Genomic DNA, 15520 nt, shown 5'->3' with positions numbered 1-15520 from the left:
CCAAATGAACGCAAAAACCGTTTCCAATGGGATACTAAGGGCCGTCGGAATAATTGTAGCAGTTGTCCTCTTGATCTATTTTTTCATTAAGGTGAAGTCTGTTATCGCGTATTTGGCCATAGCCGCCGTTATAGCCCTTTTAGGTAGACCCGTAGTTATTTTTCTTAGACGGAAACTCAAATTTCCCAATACCTTGGCCGTAGTGGCTACCATGGTTTTTATGCTCGGTATTTTTGTGGGTATCCTCTCCCTATTTATTCCCTTGATATCGGAACAGAGCAGAAACCTATCCTTATTGGATCTTGAGGCCTTAAAAGCGGATCTCAACACCCTATATTTTCAGATTTTGGAATATTTTGGCGCCACAACAGACCGGGTCACTGACCTAATCGAGGAATCTGGTTTGGAGGAAAGCGTGATTCAAGGGTTGGATTTGGGATTTATTCCCAATTTTCTGAATTCTTTTATTAACGTTTTAAGCAATTTTAGCATTGGGCTTTTTTCGGTTCTCTTTATTTCCTTTTTCTTTTTGAAGGACAGTAAGCTTATGCAAAATGGGATTTTGACCTTTGTTCCCGATCAAAAGGAAGGAAACCTAGTGGCCTCAATCGATAAAATTAATGGACTCCTGTCCCGTTACTTTGCCGGCATTCTGCTTCAATTACTAATTCTGTTTATCATTTATACCATCACTTTGTTTATCGTCGGGGTAGAAAATGCCATTGTTATTGCCTTTCTCTGTGCGCTCTTTAATATCATTCCATACATCGGTCCCATCATCGGCGGTGTTGTCATGATTACATTAACCATGACTAGTTTTTTAGGAGCCGATTTTAGTGCGGTAATTTTACCTAAGGCGACTTATGTGCTCATAGGTATTGTCATAGGCCAATTGATTGACAATTTCTTTTCACAACCATTTATTTTTTCTACGAGTGTAAAGTCACATCCCTTGGAAATCTTTCTGGTCATCATAATTGCCGGACTTCTTTTTGGCGTAGTTGGAATGGTCGTTGCGGTACCTGGCTACACCGCAATCAAGGTTATTTTAAAGGAGTTTTTAGCCGAAAATGCCTTTGTAAAAAAGTTGACCAAAAACTTATAGTTTTTATTTGAATAAATTAATATTAAATACTGGTGTACAGGATTTTATAAATAAAAACTGGAATACTGACATCGTGTCAGTATTGCTTAAAAAACCTTTTTTTGAAGGGATTTCGCAAAAGGAATTGGCAGAACAGTTGGAGGCCAAAAAAAAATGCAAGGATAAGCTTCCTACTTGGTTCTCGACGCAGAATATCTTCTACCCCAATAAACTCAGTGTTGAACAATCGAGTTCTGAACGGACAGCAGCGTACAAATCGAATTTGGTAACTGGGCAAACACTCTTGGATTTGTCCGGAGGGTTAGGCATCGACTCCTATTATTTTTCAAAGAAGGTGGACACGATTTACCATTGTGAAGTTAATTTGGAGCTTAGCCAAATAGCCGAATATAATTTTGAAGTGCTGAGCAAAAAGAACGTTCGTTGCATTCCCGAAGATGGTCTCAGCTTTTTAAAAAAATTCGATTTAAGTTTTGATTGGATCTATGCTGACCCATCCCGGCGCAATGATTTGAAAAAGAAAGTAATCCTGCTTCAGGATTGTCTACCAAACGTGCCGGAAAATCTTTTCTTCCTTTTTGAGCGAACCAAAAATATTCTTATTAAAACGTCTCCTATTTTGGACATCTCCGAAGCCATAAGAGAGCTTTTATTCGTAAAAGAGGTTCATGTGGTTGCTGTGGACAACGAAGTAAAAGAGGTGCTATATCTTTTGGAGAAAGGGTTTGAAGGAGAAAGCATATTCAAAACGGTGAATTTACTGAACCAAGATACTGATACCTTTGAGTTCATTCCATCGCAAGAAAAACAAGCGGCATTGGTACTTGATGCACCCAAAAAGTACCTTTATGAGCCCAATGCGGCCATCCTGAAATCTGGAGCATTTAAACTAACAGGGGAAAGGTTAGGGCTGGCCAAACTACATTTAAATTCCCATCTGTACACCTCTGAAGAATTGCTGAAATTTCCAGGGAGGCGATTTCTAATTGAATCCGTTGAGTCGTTTTCCCAGAAAAACATAAAACGATTTAAAGGACAAAAAGCCAATATCACGGTTCGAAACTTCCCCATTACCGTAGCCGAAATCCGGAAGAAAAACAAGATTTTGGACGGAGGTGATACTTATCTTTTTTTCACCAAAAATCATGATGAAGGTCTAATCATCATCGAATGTAGACGAGTTTTGTCAACAGAGTAGAGAATGTTTAATCTTCTGGACATTCCCATTTAAAGTCTGCCACCTGGTCATTTGAACCAGCAGAAAGGTTGTAGTGCCACCACTCGGTTCGAATGGACCAGAATCCATGTTTCTCCATGATGGATTTCAGGATTGCTCTATTTTTCAATACCGCTTCGGGCAAATCCAAATGATCGTGATGGGCCCTCTTTCCAAAAAAATCAAAATCAGTACCCATGGCCACTTCGTTTCCATCGAAATCTACCAAAGTTATATCGACCGCCCCACCCTTATTGTGAATAGAACCCTTAACCGGGTTGGCCACGTATTGGGGATTTGGAACAATTTCCCACATTTTATACTGTACCGAATTAGGCCTGTAGCAATCGAAGAACTTGATTTTATACCCCATTTCCATGAACTCGGCGTTTGCTTTTATGAGGGCCTTCGCGGTCTTTACCCGGGTATAGCATTCCGGGCAATCGTAAACCTGGGCCTTAAGAAAGTTGTTTTCTGTTGCGTAGCGCATATCGTACACAAAATCATCACTATAATTGGCCAGTCTAACAAAAGTGGTGTCGGCAATATTTTTGAAGGATTTTAATCGGGTTTTTGCCAATACTTCCTTCTTTGAAGAATCAATTGTCACGGGAGGAGGAATCTCAATTGTAGAATCCGTTTTGATGGGTTGTGCTTTTTCCCGGCAAGCAAATTGTAAACTAAGCAAAAGAAAGCTTAGTAGGATTGAACTAATCCTTGCGTTCTTGTAAAGTGAACCATTCATATAACTCATCATTTGTGTAGGCTTTGCTCCAAGCATTGTGACCTACATTTTCATATCTCGTGTATTTGACATTGTATCCCATGGCAGTCAGTTTTTGGACCATATCATCTGACTCCGAAACGGGAATCACCTCATCTTGGTCGCCATGGAAAACCCAGATAGGCATATGTTTATCAATCCAGTGCGCATAGGGTATGGGCGTCATTCCGCAAACGACGGCCATTGCGGCAAATGTATCAGGGTATTGGGTGGCCAGCTCCCAGGCTGCACTCCCACCCCGGCTTAGTCCCGTTAAATAGATCTGTTTGGGATTCACCCTACTATTTGCAACTACGGAGTCGAGCAATTGCATCACAGCTTGGGTGTTCCACCATTTTTTCTTGTGTGGGTTTTGCGGGGCCAATACCAAAAAGGGAAACTGTTTGCCCTCAACAAGCATTTTGGGTGGTCCATCAGATGTTAAGGCCCGTAAGTCCCTTCCTGCTTCACCTCCACCATGAAGAAATAACAATAAACCAAAAGAAGCATCTTTTTCTGCTTCATACGTTTCTGGGTAATACAAATAGTACTGAAGATTTTCTTTGGTAACCGTATCCAACTCTCCTTCCACCAAATTGGTTTGGGCGGCACAAGATTTCAATAAAAGAAAGCTGCACAGCAAAAACAAAGCAGCAACTGTTTTGGAATATTGCATGCGGAAAGTTACAAAAGTTTGAGTGCGATTTCCTCGGATTAGCATGCTCATTAAGTGTTTTTCGTATGTACGCGAAAGCTTGTTTGCACCGAGTTGTTTTCAAAAACCAGTACTTTAGAGTCCTTCCCCATGAGTATCACATCGGCTAAATTCAAAAAAAGTCCTGTTTCAACAACCCCGGGAATCTCCATTAAAGTGTGATTCAAAGCCTCCACATCTTCAATTGCAAAAATGTCCACATCAATGACGAGGTTGTTTTCGTCTGTAGTAAAGGGCTTTCCAGATTGCAGCCTAAGAACAGGATGCAAGTTCATATGTTCCAATTTCATCAAAACTCCTTTTTTGGCAAAAGGAATGACTTCTATCGGTAGCTTGAATTTTCCCAACTTCTCCACCTGTTTTGTGGAATCGGCAATAATTAAGTTTACTTTGGAATTGAATGCGATTATCTTTTCCCTCAACAGTGCTCCACCTCCCCCTTTGATCAGTCGGAAATTCGAGTCAAACTCATCGGCTCCGTCAATGTTTAAATCCAAAATACCAGCCTCATCCAAAGTGGTCAAAGGTATACCTAAATTCCCCGCCAATTCTTTGGTTCTTTCCGAAGAAGGAACACCTACTACCTGAAGGCCTTTGGCCACGAGCTTTGCCAAAGCTTGTATCATAAACTCTACTGTGGACCCTGTACCTAGCCCCAAGACCATTCCGTTTTTCACCCATTTTACCGCCTCTTCAGCGGCTTTCTTTTTTTCCAATTCCATAGAGAAAGGCAATAGTTTCGATGGACCTAAAGATAGGGATATGCCTTTCATCCTGCCAATCAAAAAAGCCAATTGGGAAATGAAAAAGTCGAAATCTTGGTCAATGCATTTTTTTCAACGAACCCGTTTGGTCCCCACCAATTTTAGGTCTACTTTGATATTCTGACCGATAAGCCCATCCATGGCACCAAAGTCTAGTTCAAAGTTTTTTCGATTTACAATGGTATGGGCCGTAAGAACAACCCGCTCTTGGTCAACATCGGATTGAAAAGTAAGATCTATGGGTTTTTGTACATTTTTAATTTTCAAAAACCCACTCACCTTCAATTTTTGACCGGTATGACTAATTGACCGAGTAGAGAATATAATATTGGGATAAGTAGCAACGTCGAGATAGGCTTCACTCCTTAGTGTATTGTCCCGAGACTTGTCGTTGGTATAAATGCTTTTAACTTGAATGCTGCAATCCACAAATCGTAGGAAATTTTCTTCTAAAACCAAGGTTCCCGAGAATTCTCCAAAATTTCCTGTGACGGTCAAAAAACCTAAATGACTTACCTCAAACGCAATCTTAGATTCAATCTGGTCAAAATAATACGTATGCTTTTGAGCTTTTACTGATGCTGAAAACAAACCTATCACCAACAGAGTAAACCAAACAAATCTACAATTGGACATCTTTACTCTTCAAGGGCAAGAACGTTCAGTGTTATTTCCACCTCATTGCCTACGAGAAGGGTCCCATTGGGCAATTTTCTGTCAAAGCTCACACCATAATCCTGCCGGTTAATAACTATGGATCCGTTAAAGGCAATGGACTGTTTCTTGGAAGGAAGGTCAAGCAATGGTCCCTTAATTGAAAAGGGCAGTTCAATTTCTTGGGTAGTTCCATGAATGGTAAGGTCCCCGACCAGAAAGTTTTCCCCATCTTTAGCTGATATGGATTTTCCTAAAAAACGAATTTCAGGATATTTCTCAGCATGCAAAAATGCTTGACTTTTAACGGCTGCTTCACCTCCAGGATTGTTGGCGTCGTAGCTCTCAACTTTGATTGTGGCCTCTGCCCCTGTTTTCATTACATCTTGGGCATCATAAACAATAGTTCCGCTAACGTCTTTAAACCTGCCAACGACGTCCACCACCCCAAAACGCTCCACCTTAATTTGAATATTGCTATGGCCCGAATCAATCGTATACTTTTGGGCTTGAAGGGTGTTGGAAGGTGAGAACAGAAATGCCAAACCAACAAGGATAGCGGCTGAAAAAGTTTTCATTGTACTTGTTTTAAAGATTCAGGTAATATTAGCGTTGGAATTTTTTACCCATGGCAACCTTTATAACTATTGGCTTGTTTTAGGAAAAAATTAAGAAAAATGCGTATCCCTAAATTTCGAAGGTGTCATTTTTTCAAACTTCTTGAAGGCGTTAACGAAGGAAGTCTTATTATTGAATCCGCACTCGAATGCTATATCAATTAACAACCTAGAGGGATTCTCAGCAATACGTTTCTTGGCCATCTTAATTCTATGTTTATTGATAAAGTCGAAGAACGAACTCTCATAGTTTTCATTGATAATTTGGGACAGATGGTGGGTGCTGATGTCCATTTTTCCCGCCAAATCCTTAAGACGAATTTCCGGGTTCATATACACTTGTTCATCGATCATCAAACCGTCAAGTTTTATGATATAGCTTTCAAGCTTTTCTTTGTCCAAAGAGCTATTGGCATATTTGACCATCTTTTTGTCCACAGTTTCCCAATTCACATCAATGAGATAAAAGCCTATCATATAAAATAATAGCCCTATGGGCATCACATAGAGATAATCCAGATGTCTTCTGTAGATATCCGTTTTGAACAAAATGAAAAGGAAAAGGGACGTGAATACCAGAATGAAGATAAAGACAATCAAAAATGCGCTTAACCAATTCACCTTTTTGTGTATTTGGGCATATGCTGTTTTCAACAAACTCTTGTAGTGGGTCACTAACTTCAGACTCGAGTACAAGTAAGTACCCAAGTGAAGAAATTGCGCGATGAAAATAACAGAATAGAAGTATTGTATTGGTGCTATGACTTTTTCTCGGTGGTCAAAAACCGAAAGCATTCCGTAGTGTACCTGCCTATCATTTATTGTATTTTCGAGAATCAAAGGAATAAACAATACGCAAAGGGCAAAAGGGAGAAAATGAACCCAATTCCTGCTGGAAAACCTCCATTCGTGCTCGGTAATCGATTTGAAATAGTAATACGCCAAAGGGCCTAAAACCAACCATGACCCGTAGCGCGTTCCATAGAAAATATTCAGTCCTACGTTGATTTTATTTCTAACAAACAGAAATTCTATCAGGTACCACAATAGTACTATGACGATAAGAATCAAGAACAGACCCTCTTTTTTCGTTCTCCTCTTGGCAGAGGTCAAAAGAGAAAAAAGTACGAAGAGGCCTTGAACGGCAAATACGATGATTGCTATTGACCAGATGTCAATCATAAAATTCCCCGAAATAATCCTCGTACTTGCAAAGCAAAGGATTGGTTGATTTCAAAGTTAACTCATTGCTGCTATATTCCTTTTATTGGGTTGAATCTTCCAGCGACAATCCCAATGTAGTTTTAAGCTCACAGAAGTAGCTTTTATTGATAAATAGATTCTTCTAACTTGATCATCTATAGTTTACATTTGTTGAAAACAACTCGTATGCGAAAAGTAAAATGGACCGGGGTTTATCCTGCAGTTACGACCAAATTCAAATCAAATGGGGATTTGGATATTCCCATGTTTTTAAAAAACATAGAGTTTCAAACAGAAGCAGGTGTCGATGGCATTATCATTGGGGGTTCATTGGGTGAAAGCAGTACCATTACCCATGATGAGCGCTTGACTTTGACCCAAGTCGCATTGGAAGCATTTGGGGACAAAATTGATGTGATAATGAACGTAGCGGAAGGCGCCACGGAAAAAGCCATAGAGTTGGTCAAGGCTGCTGATGCCATTGGTGTACATGGCTTTATGCTTCTGCCGCCGATGATGTACAAGCCCACGGAACAAGAGGTTGCAGATTACATCAAGGCTGTGGCCACAAGCACGGAGTCGCCCATTATGCTCTATAACAACCCGGTGGATTATAAAATTGAGATAACCCTTGGGATTTTTGAACAACTCATCCCATTAAAGAACATTCAAGCAGTAAAGGAAAGTACCCGGGATATTTCCAATGTCACCCGACTGAAAAATGCGTTTGGAGGTCGTTTTAAAATCTTATGCGGGGTGGATACCCTGGCTATGGAAGAGCTTTTGATGGGTGCAGACGGTTGGGTTGCTGGGCTTGTCGATGCTTTTCCCGCGGAGACTGTAGCCATATATCGCTTAGTGAAGGCTGGCAGGATTGATGAGGCACTCCAAATATATCGGTGGTTTTTACCTATTTTGGAGTTGGACATCAGCCCACAATTGGTGCAAAACATTAAGCTGGCAGAAGTAATCACTGGGATTGGAACCGAAGATGTTAGACCTCCACGACAAGTTTTAACGGGTGAGGAAAGAAAACGGGTGCTGGACATTCTGGAAAAAGGAATGGCTACACGACCGAAATTACCTGACTACTTGAGTATTGAAGTTGACTCAGTTATTTAAGACAATCAAAGAGGTTCAAGGCTAAAAGCAATACCGTAGGTGATGAAAGAGAATACAAATAGCAACATCCAAAAAATGACTGGCAGAGAAAATCTTCAATCCATCAATCCGGTTACACAAACCGTAATACCACAAAAATTCGTTGTTGCCACCTCAGATGAAATCAATAGCGCTGCAGAAAATGCCAACGAGGCCTGGAAAACCTACAGAAAAACATCCGGTAAAGAGAAAGCAAGCTTTCTGAGTGATATCGTTTTGGAACTGGAATCCCTTGGGGATACCCTTGTCCATAAGGCCATGGAAGAATCTGGCCTTCCGGAAGGCAGAATACGCGGGGAGCTCGGAAGAACCTGTAATCAACTTTTGCAATTTGCAGACCTTCTGAAAGAAGGTGATTGGGTAGATGCGATTATTGACGAGGCCCTTCCACATCGTGAACCGCTTCCACGGGCTGATATTCGAAAAATGTCCGTGGCTCTGGGTCCGGTTGCCGTTTTTACCGCTAGTAACTTTCCCTTGGCCTTTTCAACAGCAGGGGGCGATACCGCCTCGGCATTGGCAGCAGGCTGTCCGGTACTGGTAAAAGCGCATCCGTCACATTTGGGGACCAACCATTTGGTCGCCGGTGCCATAATACAGGCGGCGCAAAAGAATAACTTGCCCAAGGGCGTTTTTGCCTCCTTGAACGGAGGTGTTGAAACTGGACAACAACTTGTGGGACATCCCTTGATCAAAGCTGTTGGCTTTACAGGCTCATACACGGGGGGTAAGGCTTTGTTCGATTTGGCCAATCGTCGTACTACTCCAATTCCAGTTTATGCTGAGATGGGAAGTAACAACCCTATTTTTATTTTGAACAGAAAGTTGAGTGAAAATGCTGAAACACTGGCCAGTACCATTGCAAATTCCGTGAATCTAGGAGCAGGGCAATTCTGCACTAATCCGGGTATTTTAGTACTAGAAAAAGGTAAGGAAGCTGATGGTTTTATAACTGCTTTAAAAATTGCCTTTGAAAAGCTTTCCGCCGATACTATGTTGAACGAAGGTATTTATAAGGCATACAACAGGGGAAAAGCATCTTGCTTCGATATTTCGGGTGTCACCCCTATGTTTGAGCATAAAAGTTCAAATGATGACTGGAAGGCGGGTCCGTCCTTTGCCAGTGTTCCTGCTTCAAAATTTATGGATAACGTAGACTTGCAAGAGGAGGTTTTTGGTCCCTTTACCCTAATTGTGGTTTGTGAGGATAAACCGGAAATGCTGCAAGTAGCGAGTCATCTACGCGGGCAATTGACCGCAACAATTATGGGAAACGCACAAGATTTGGCAAATGCCCTAGAACTATCAGAAATACTAGCGCAAAAAGCAGGAAGGGTTATTTTCAACGGTGTTCCTACGGGTGTTGAAGTATGCCCGGCCATGCATCATGGAGGCCCATTTCCAGCAAGCTCGAATGCCCTATTTACTTCTGTGGGAATGGATGCCATTAAGCGATTTGTACGGCCAGTCTCCTTTCAAGATATGCCAGATGACCTATTGCCCGAAGAATTGAAACAAGACAACCCGTTGAAAATACTAAGGACGGTCAACGGCATGAAAACCCGGGAATAAAAATACCATGGTCAATTTTCCATCTTATTATTAAACTGTAGCGTATTCGGAAGGCGAATACCCAAAATGCTGCTTGAACGCCGTTGAAAAGTAGGCCGGTTGATTGAATCCTGTGGCATATCCCACTTCTGAAATATTGGTGTGCCCTTCCTTCAGTAACTTGGCGGCCATTTTCAAGCGTTGGACCCTAATAAATTCAGAAGTGGAAAGTCCCGTCAATGCCTTTAATTTTCTGTGTAGGTGCATACGGCTCAATCCCACTTGTTCTGAAAAAGCTTTTGCATTAAACTCCGGATTCGTCAATTCAACATCCAATATCTGTTGAATTCGTTCCATAAGGCGTGTATCTACTTTGGTAAGCTCAACACCCTTTATTCTCATCAATGACTGCTTGCTGAACTTCTCTTGGATTGCGGTTCTTGTGGCGATTAGCTTTTCAATGATAACCCTCAGTTTTTCTTCCTTAAAGGGTTTGACCATATAAGCATCTGCGCCTGTTTTTAACCCTGTGAGCTCATTTTCCTCCCCTGATTTTGCGGTAAGTAGTACAATAGGAATGTGTGACGTTCTTTCATCGTTCTTTAGAGCATTGCTCATTGCTATCCCATCTTTTATGGGCATCATGATGTCAGAAATAATTAGGTCGGGAATCGTTTGAAGCGCAATTTGCATTCCAACCTCTCCATTTTCGGCTTCAAGAATATGATATTCCTTTTTGAAAAGGGTTTTAATAAAGAGTCTGATTTCAGCATTATCATCCACGACCAATAAAACGGGAAGCGAACTTTGTCCAAGCTCTTCATCTTTTTCATAAGGTTCAGAAATTGCTTCCTCATTTGGTTTTTTGATGATTTCAGGCATCTTGTCCTCCATAATCAAATCCTCCTTGGAAAATGCGATTTTCGTTAGGGGCAGTGTTACAACAAAAGCAATTGTTTTATCATCGGGCCTATGGGCATGTACCGTACCATAGGACAGGGTTGCCAACTCCTTTACCAAAGAAAGTCCTATGCCAAATCCTTGATGTATCGTATTGTTCTGATAAAAACGATCAAATAATAGAGGGAGTTCTTTTTCTGTTAAATCATCGTTCCCGTTAATTGTAGTCAGAATCAGTTCTTGATTTTTCGCCACAGCCTTAAAAACAATTTTTTCTTTATTCTGATTGTATTTTAGGGCATTGGATAAGAGATTGGCAACAATTTTGTCCACAACATCCCGGTCAAACCACACTTCATTTTGAATATCAATTATATCATTGAAGGTCACATCCTTTTTTTTCGCCTGATAGCGGAAAGGCTCAATCAGATGTTTTAGAAAAAGGTCCAAGTTTCCTTTGGAAACTCTTAGTTTTCTTCGCCCCGCTTCTATTTTTGAAAGATCTAGTATTTGATCCACAAATTTGAGTAATTGATTCGCGTTCCGTTGTATCAAACCTAAATCTGTTTTGTCATCAGATGAAAGGTCATCCTTAGACAATTGATGAGCCACAGGACCAGATATGAGCGTCAAGGGAGTTCTAAACTCATGGGAAATATTGGCAAAGAACTTGGATTTGGCAGATTCCAGTTCCCTGAGCCTTTGGTTGGTTTTTTGCTTGTTTCGAAACAGAAGAAATACGGTAACGAACGCAAGGCCCAAAATAGAAATACCCGCTATTAAAAGATTCCGTTGGTTTCTGGCTTTTTGGATTACCAATTGGGCTTTTGAGGTAAGTAATTCTATTTCTTTTTGTTTCTTTTCATTTTGGTATTTGGATTCAATGTCGCTAATGGTTCTCGCATCTTTTACCGCACTAAACTTATCCTTGAACTCTTGCAGTTCTTCATTAAGCCCCAAAGCTGTCTTAAAATCTTTGTTGCCCAATTGAATGGCTACAAGAATTTCAAAAACACTTATTCTATATTCTAGTTGATAGTATTCATCCAGCAGTTCAATTTGATGGGATGTATCGAGTAAGTCAATTACCTTATCCGCGTAGACCCCTGCCTGGTCATAGGCTTGTGTTTCTGTATAGAATTTACCGTAATCAATATATACCTCTGTGATGCTGACCGTGTCGTTGATTTTTTCAGATAGGGAAAGTGCTCTATTTAGAACAGGCAAAGCCTCTTCAAAATTGGATTGTTCCCTGTAAACTTTGTTTAAAACCTTTAACCCCTGCACCTCCAATTTGTATGAGTTACTCTCTTTTAAACGAGCATTTCTTTCTACCAGAATTTTTTCCGCCAAATCAAGATTTCCTTTCTTTAAATGTATACGGGCCATATCATCAGAAATGGCAAGGACTCCAATCTCATCGTTCTCGTGAAGAAATTTTTGAGTCGCTTTCTCCAAATACTTCAGTGATTCATCCAATTGTCCAATTTCCATCAATACAAGCCCAGAGTTTGCAAGGGCGCTAACACAGGCATTACTTTCGAACTGATTGGCCTGGCAAATGGAATCAACATTGTGATAGAAATACAAGGCCCTTTGAAAATGCAATTTTCTTAATTCAATATTGCCCAATATCAAATGTGCCTTTAGTTGTTCCAAGGGAAAATCATCAGAAAGGTCAACAATTTTGGTCAATATCACCTGAGCTGAATCAATTTTTCGCTGACCTTGGAGTACTACACTTTTCCAATTCAACAATTTCAGTTCGCTCGATAGATATTCGGGATTACCTTTTACTAGGGCTAGAGAACGATCCAGAATCTGGTGTGCTTCCACAAAAGCGCCCTGTCGGTAGTCGACAAAGGCAAGAAAAGTTGAAAGATATGCATGGTTTTTTAAGTCCCTTATCTTGCGCGTGAATAACAAACCTTGATTTAAGTAATACTTTACGGAATCAGGGTGGGAATTCTGATAAAGGTCATAAAATCCTAGGTAGGCATCAATTTTTAAGGAATCATTTGAAGTAGAGGCAATAACCTGTCGCAGGGAATCTGCCTTATGCTGCTGTGAAAACGTTTTAATGCTGAGTAGAGCAACAAGAATAAGGAAAAGACAGAATCTCATTTTCAGTTATTTAATCCTTCTTAGGGTATTTCAAAATACAAAAATTCACCTTTGGTTTTCGCAAGCGCCATACATGATAAGCATACTGCTAAATGCTATCTATCGATAATAGACCGTAAACCCAGATGTAGGAAATTCCGAAGGACAACTTCCAACAGTTTCCCTAACCACATGTAATGTGCCATCGGGTTGCAACTGCAAGTAAAAATAGCCCCCTGTGGATAGCTCATAGCAGTGTTCGCTGGTCACTTGCTCGGGGTCTGCATAACTTGCCGCTCCTAGATCAATTCTGTATACATTGGGTTCCGTTCCGCGAATTATCTTCACAGTTCCATTCAAGGCCGTGGCCACCACCAAAGGTGAAAACTCAGTCTGTCCAAAATAGGGTGTAGAGAACACTTCTTCCGTATCAAACCATGGTCCTGCAATGGTGCCAGTGACTCCCCTGGGTCCCCTGCAGTCCAAAGGCTGAGCCAAAGGTTTGGGGCCAAAAAGGTCGTACATCTGGTTCCGCAAAGCACCGGAGTAATAATCATACGGACAACTGGAATATCTAAAAGTCTCCACGGGATGAAAACGTTCGTTGTTCACAAAGGTCTGCGGTCGTTCACTGTGATATACCCCAAAATCAAAACTTTTGGCCTGTACCGTGCCCGAGGTAGTGCCAATCAGCTCTCCTGCGGAAACTTGCAATAAGGTTGGAGGTTGACCCTCGAACATGCTAATTCCTTGATTTGTTGCTAGATTCCGAATCGAAGTAATGGGATTTGTGATGTGTCCAAAACGGAGTACTACCTCACAACTAGCACGGAACATCAAACCAAAGTCGGCTCCGTCATCGGTAACGTTGATCAAGTCCATATCAGCGGGGGCATAAACCGGAACCTCGGTCACTCCTGCTTTGATGAACACATACGAATGTGCTGAATAATTATGAAAGGCCTGTACTTCTCCAAGGGGCTCAATATGGTCAATATCATCCAGATCGGTAAAAGAAGCTGTAAAATTTACATTGGGATTCGAGCCTGTTTCACATGCCGAAAGTGGTGGGGGCTCACTCTCAGAATCACCACCACAGGCCACCCCGAAGGCAATTATCATTAAGCCTAAAACACATTTTGTCCAAGAGTTTTTACAACGCATTTTTATATAGAGTTATCTTGCCACAAAAGCGTTACTTTTATCCGTAAACCGATACAATCGTGTGTCATCTGACCCCTGTTTGTATAAATCCCTCTCTTTGGTATTGCCTTTATAAGCCTCGATATGCAAATAGTTAAGATTCCAGTTGTCACCTCCCATTCCACCTTCAAAGGTAGTTTGTAAAACCACTTTTGCGATTTCCGAGGTGGAATATATGGATCTGTTCAATTTAATATCCAAGGAGTTGGTTGAGTGGTCTTTCCATCGTGTTCCTTTATTCACATTTTTTACCATTTGTGTTCGTCCGTCTCTATAATGTACAACAATATTCAGATTGTCATCCCCCCCTCTTAAGTCATCATCTCCAGTTCGAATCCAAAATCGTAGTTTATCGATAGGCTGTCTTACTGGTGTGGTTCTGCCTGAACCAGCGGTACTAGAAGTTCTTGTACCGGAAGTTGAGACTGTATTGGGTGATGTATTCTTGATAATAGCCAAAAAGGATTTATCCTTTCCGGTAAAGCGTTTTAGAGGAGCTCCCATTCTTTCGTAGATCTTTCTGTTCAGATTGTAACCTTTGGCATGGATTCGAAGGCGGTTCAGGTTGAAATTGTCATTTCCTGAAACTGTATTGAGTTGAACCGATTTGATGGTATTCAGAGCTGCCGGCCTCCGTAGAGGAATGGTAATGAACTGAGCATAATTATCAATCCACTTACTACCCTTATTTACGTTATAAACCCTCTGGGGTTGTGAATTATGGAACATGATGGTAAGGTTCAGGTTGTCATTTCCACCTCGGAGGTCATCCTTGCCCACACCGAACTCAAAAACCAATTCATGAATCTTACCATCTTTAGGATAGTCTCGTAAGGACATTCGAATGGGAGTCTTGGCACGATAGTTCTTATCTACAAAATAGGTGCGCCAACGCATGTATGGTTTCTCCAGGTAGTAAAATACCTGTTCTTTGAAATTCGGCACCAACGTATTGATGTCGTTGGGATAATTGGGATCATAGGTGTAGATTTTCATTTTGCGCTTATAAGCTCCGTTCGCCAAATCTTGTACTGTACCGAAATCATAGCCAATGGCCAAAACCTGATGATTGCCGGGGTCTGAGTCCTTCTCACCAACACTTTGCAAGCCTAAAGGCACGGGTCTGCCACGGTCGATAAAGGAAAGGAGTTCATTGATTCTGCTCCCCTTTTTGTTCTCCACTCCCCAATTAAAGAACTCTCCATTTCGTGCGCCACCAGGATTAAACCCAATTTCCGCCCATTTATCCAAATTGGAGGTAATAGAGGTCACCTGACGGTCGTACAAATATTTCTGCAAGGGGCTACCTTCTGTGGGACGGATGGAAGTTTTTGGGGTGGAGATAGTTCTTGCATAATAATAATCCAAGGCGGAATAAGACATACCCCCACATAGTCCACCTGTTCTCCAGTCAATAGCATCAATAAAGATGTTCTTAAAGCTATTATCGAATTTAAAACCGTGTTGTACCGGTTTAAATGCAGTCATTTTTTTGGTCTGGCCCAATAGCGGATTTCCTAGAATGAGCAAAGCTGCGATCAAGACTATCTTTTTCATTATGTATG

At 41.2% G+C, this 15520-nt stretch carries 13 protein-coding genes; 4 read left to right on the top strand and 9 right to left on the bottom strand.

What is annotated here, in order from left to right:
- The first annotated feature begins 4 nt into the window (after nucleotides 1-4).
- Together EW142_RS01660 and EW142_RS01655 are read left to right on the top strand one after the other, a co-directional pair.
- Nucleotides 5-1105, top strand: coding sequence for an AI-2E family transporter (locus tag EW142_RS01660; RefSeq protein WP_130608737.1), 1101 nt, complete (start codon nucleotides 5-7; stop codon nucleotides 1103-1105).
- 73 nt (nucleotides 1106-1178) lie between these two features.
- Nucleotides 1179-2303: a THUMP-like domain-containing protein gene (locus EW142_RS01655; RefSeq protein ID WP_313790894.1), complete on the top strand. Its 1125-nt coding sequence runs from the start codon at nucleotides 1179-1181 to the stop codon at nucleotides 2301-2303.
- Nucleotides 2304-2310: 7 nt separating this feature from the next.
- On the opposite strand, the gene EW142_RS01650 is transcribed toward EW142_RS01655, so the two are convergent.
- From EW142_RS01650 to EW142_RS01625, 6 genes are all read right to left on the bottom strand, one after another.
- Nucleotides 2311-3009 carry a M15 family metallopeptidase gene (locus EW142_RS01650; RefSeq protein ID WP_417935716.1) on the bottom strand — a complete coding sequence of 233 codons (699 nt, stop codon included), beginning with the start codon at nucleotides 3007-3009 and terminating at the stop codon, nucleotides 2311-2313.
- A gap of 22 nt (nucleotides 3010-3031) precedes the next feature.
- The gene (locus EW142_RS01645) at nucleotides 3032-3811 is read right to left on the bottom strand and encodes a carboxylesterase family protein (protein WP_240740132.1); all 780 of its coding nucleotides are present in this window, start codon (nucleotides 3809-3811) and stop codon (nucleotides 3032-3034) included.
- On the bottom strand, nucleotides 3811-4521 hold the full coding sequence (gene rpiA, locus EW142_RS01640; protein WP_130608731.1) for a ribose-5-phosphate isomerase RpiA: 711 nt from the start codon (nucleotides 4519-4521) through the stop codon (nucleotides 3811-3813). Before rpiA ends, EW142_RS01645 begins: the two co-directional genes overlap by 1 nt.
- 114 nt (nucleotides 4522-4635) lie before the next feature.
- On the bottom strand, nucleotides 4636-5199 hold the full coding sequence (locus tag EW142_RS01635; RefSeq protein ID WP_130608728.1) for a YceI family protein: 564 nt from the start codon (nucleotides 5197-5199) through the stop codon (nucleotides 4636-4638).
- A gap of 2 nt (nucleotides 5200-5201) precedes the next feature.
- A complete protein-coding gene (locus EW142_RS01630; protein ID WP_130608725.1) occupies nucleotides 5202-5795 on the bottom strand; it encodes a YceI family protein in 594 nt (197 codons plus the stop codon).
- A 90-nt stretch (nucleotides 5796-5885) separates the two neighbouring features.
- Nucleotides 5886-7016 carry an AraC family transcriptional regulator gene (locus EW142_RS01625; RefSeq protein WP_130608722.1) on the bottom strand — a complete coding sequence of 377 codons (1131 nt, stop codon included), beginning with the start codon at nucleotides 7014-7016 and terminating at the stop codon, nucleotides 5886-5888.
- Between the two features lie 207 nt (nucleotides 7017-7223).
- On the opposite strand from EW142_RS01625, the gene EW142_RS01620 reads away from it, so the two are divergent.
- Both EW142_RS01620 and EW142_RS01615 read left to right on the top strand, forming a co-directional pair.
- Nucleotides 7224-8159 carry a dihydrodipicolinate synthase family protein gene (locus EW142_RS01620; protein ID WP_130608720.1) on the top strand — a complete coding sequence of 312 codons (936 nt, stop codon included), beginning with the start codon at nucleotides 7224-7226 and terminating at the stop codon, nucleotides 8157-8159.
- Between the two features lie 42 nt (nucleotides 8160-8201).
- Nucleotides 8202-9770: an aldehyde dehydrogenase (NADP(+)) gene (locus tag EW142_RS01615; protein ID WP_130608718.1), complete on the top strand. Its 1569-nt coding sequence runs from the start codon at nucleotides 8202-8204 to the stop codon at nucleotides 9768-9770.
- A gap of 30 nt (nucleotides 9771-9800) precedes the next feature.
- On the opposite strand, the gene EW142_RS01610 is transcribed toward EW142_RS01615, so the two are convergent.
- From EW142_RS01610 to EW142_RS01600, 3 genes are all read right to left on the bottom strand, one after another.
- Nucleotides 9801-12773 (bottom strand): response regulator, encoded by a 2973-nt coding sequence (locus tag EW142_RS01610; protein WP_130608715.1) that lies wholly within the window; start codon nucleotides 12771-12773, stop codon nucleotides 9801-9803.
- Between the two features lie 99 nt (nucleotides 12774-12872).
- The gene (locus EW142_RS01605; protein WP_130608712.1) at nucleotides 12873-13874 is read right to left on the bottom strand and encodes a hypothetical protein; all 1002 of its coding nucleotides are present in this window, start codon (nucleotides 13872-13874) and stop codon (nucleotides 12873-12875) included.
- A 54-nt stretch (nucleotides 13875-13928) separates the two neighbouring features.
- Nucleotides 13929-15512, bottom strand: coding sequence for a hypothetical protein (locus tag EW142_RS01600; protein ID WP_130608709.1), 1584 nt, complete (start codon nucleotides 15510-15512; stop codon nucleotides 13929-13931).
- Nucleotides 15513-15520: the final 8 nt, after the last annotated feature.

It is taken from the genome of Flagellimonas allohymeniacidonis, from assembly GCF_004296335.1.
GTDB lineage: Bacteria > Bacteroidota > Bacteroidia > Flavobacteriales > Flavobacteriaceae > Flagellimonas > Flagellimonas allohymeniacidonis.
This window is presented reverse-complemented; position numbering and strand designations above follow the sequence as displayed.

Bases quoted from the DNA above. Each gene is read 5' to 3' on its own strand.
- EW142_RS01660 (WP_130608737.1), top strand. From the start codon at position 5: ATGAACGCAAAAACCGTTTCCAATGGGATACTAAGGGCCGTCGGAATA.
- EW142_RS01645 (WP_240740132.1), bottom strand. From the start codon at position 3,811: ATGAGCATGCTAATCCGAGGAAATCGCACTCAAACTTTTGTAACTTTC.
- rpiA (WP_130608731.1), bottom strand. From the start codon at position 4,521: ATGGAATTGGAAAAAAAGAAAGCCGCTGAAGAGGCGGTAAAATGGGTG.
- EW142_RS01635 (WP_130608728.1), bottom strand. From the start codon at position 5,199: ATGTCCAATTGTAGATTTGTTTGGTTTACTCTGTTGGTGATAGGTTTG.
- EW142_RS01630 (WP_130608725.1), bottom strand. From the start codon at position 5,795: ATGAAAACTTTTTCAGCCGCTATCCTTGTTGGTTTGGCATTTCTGTTC.
- EW142_RS01625 (WP_130608722.1), bottom strand. From the start codon at position 7,016: ATGATTGACATCTGGTCAATAGCAATCATCGTATTTGCCGTTCAAGGC.
- EW142_RS01620 (WP_130608720.1), top strand. From the start codon at position 7,224: ATGCGAAAAGTAAAATGGACCGGGGTTTATCCTGCAGTTACGACCAAA.
- EW142_RS01615 (WP_130608718.1), top strand. From the start codon at position 8,202: ATGAAAGAGAATACAAATAGCAACATCCAAAAAATGACTGGCAGAGAA.
- EW142_RS01610 (WP_130608715.1), bottom strand. From the start codon at position 12,773: ATGAGATTCTGTCTTTTCCTTATTCTTGTTGCTCTACTCAGCATTAAA.
- EW142_RS01605 (WP_130608712.1), bottom strand. From the start codon at position 13,874: ATGATAATTGCCTTCGGGGTGGCCTGTGGTGGTGATTCTGAGAGTGAG.
- EW142_RS01600 (WP_130608709.1), bottom strand. From the start codon at position 15,512: ATGAAAAAGATAGTCTTGATCGCAGCTTTGCTCATTCTAGGAAATCCG.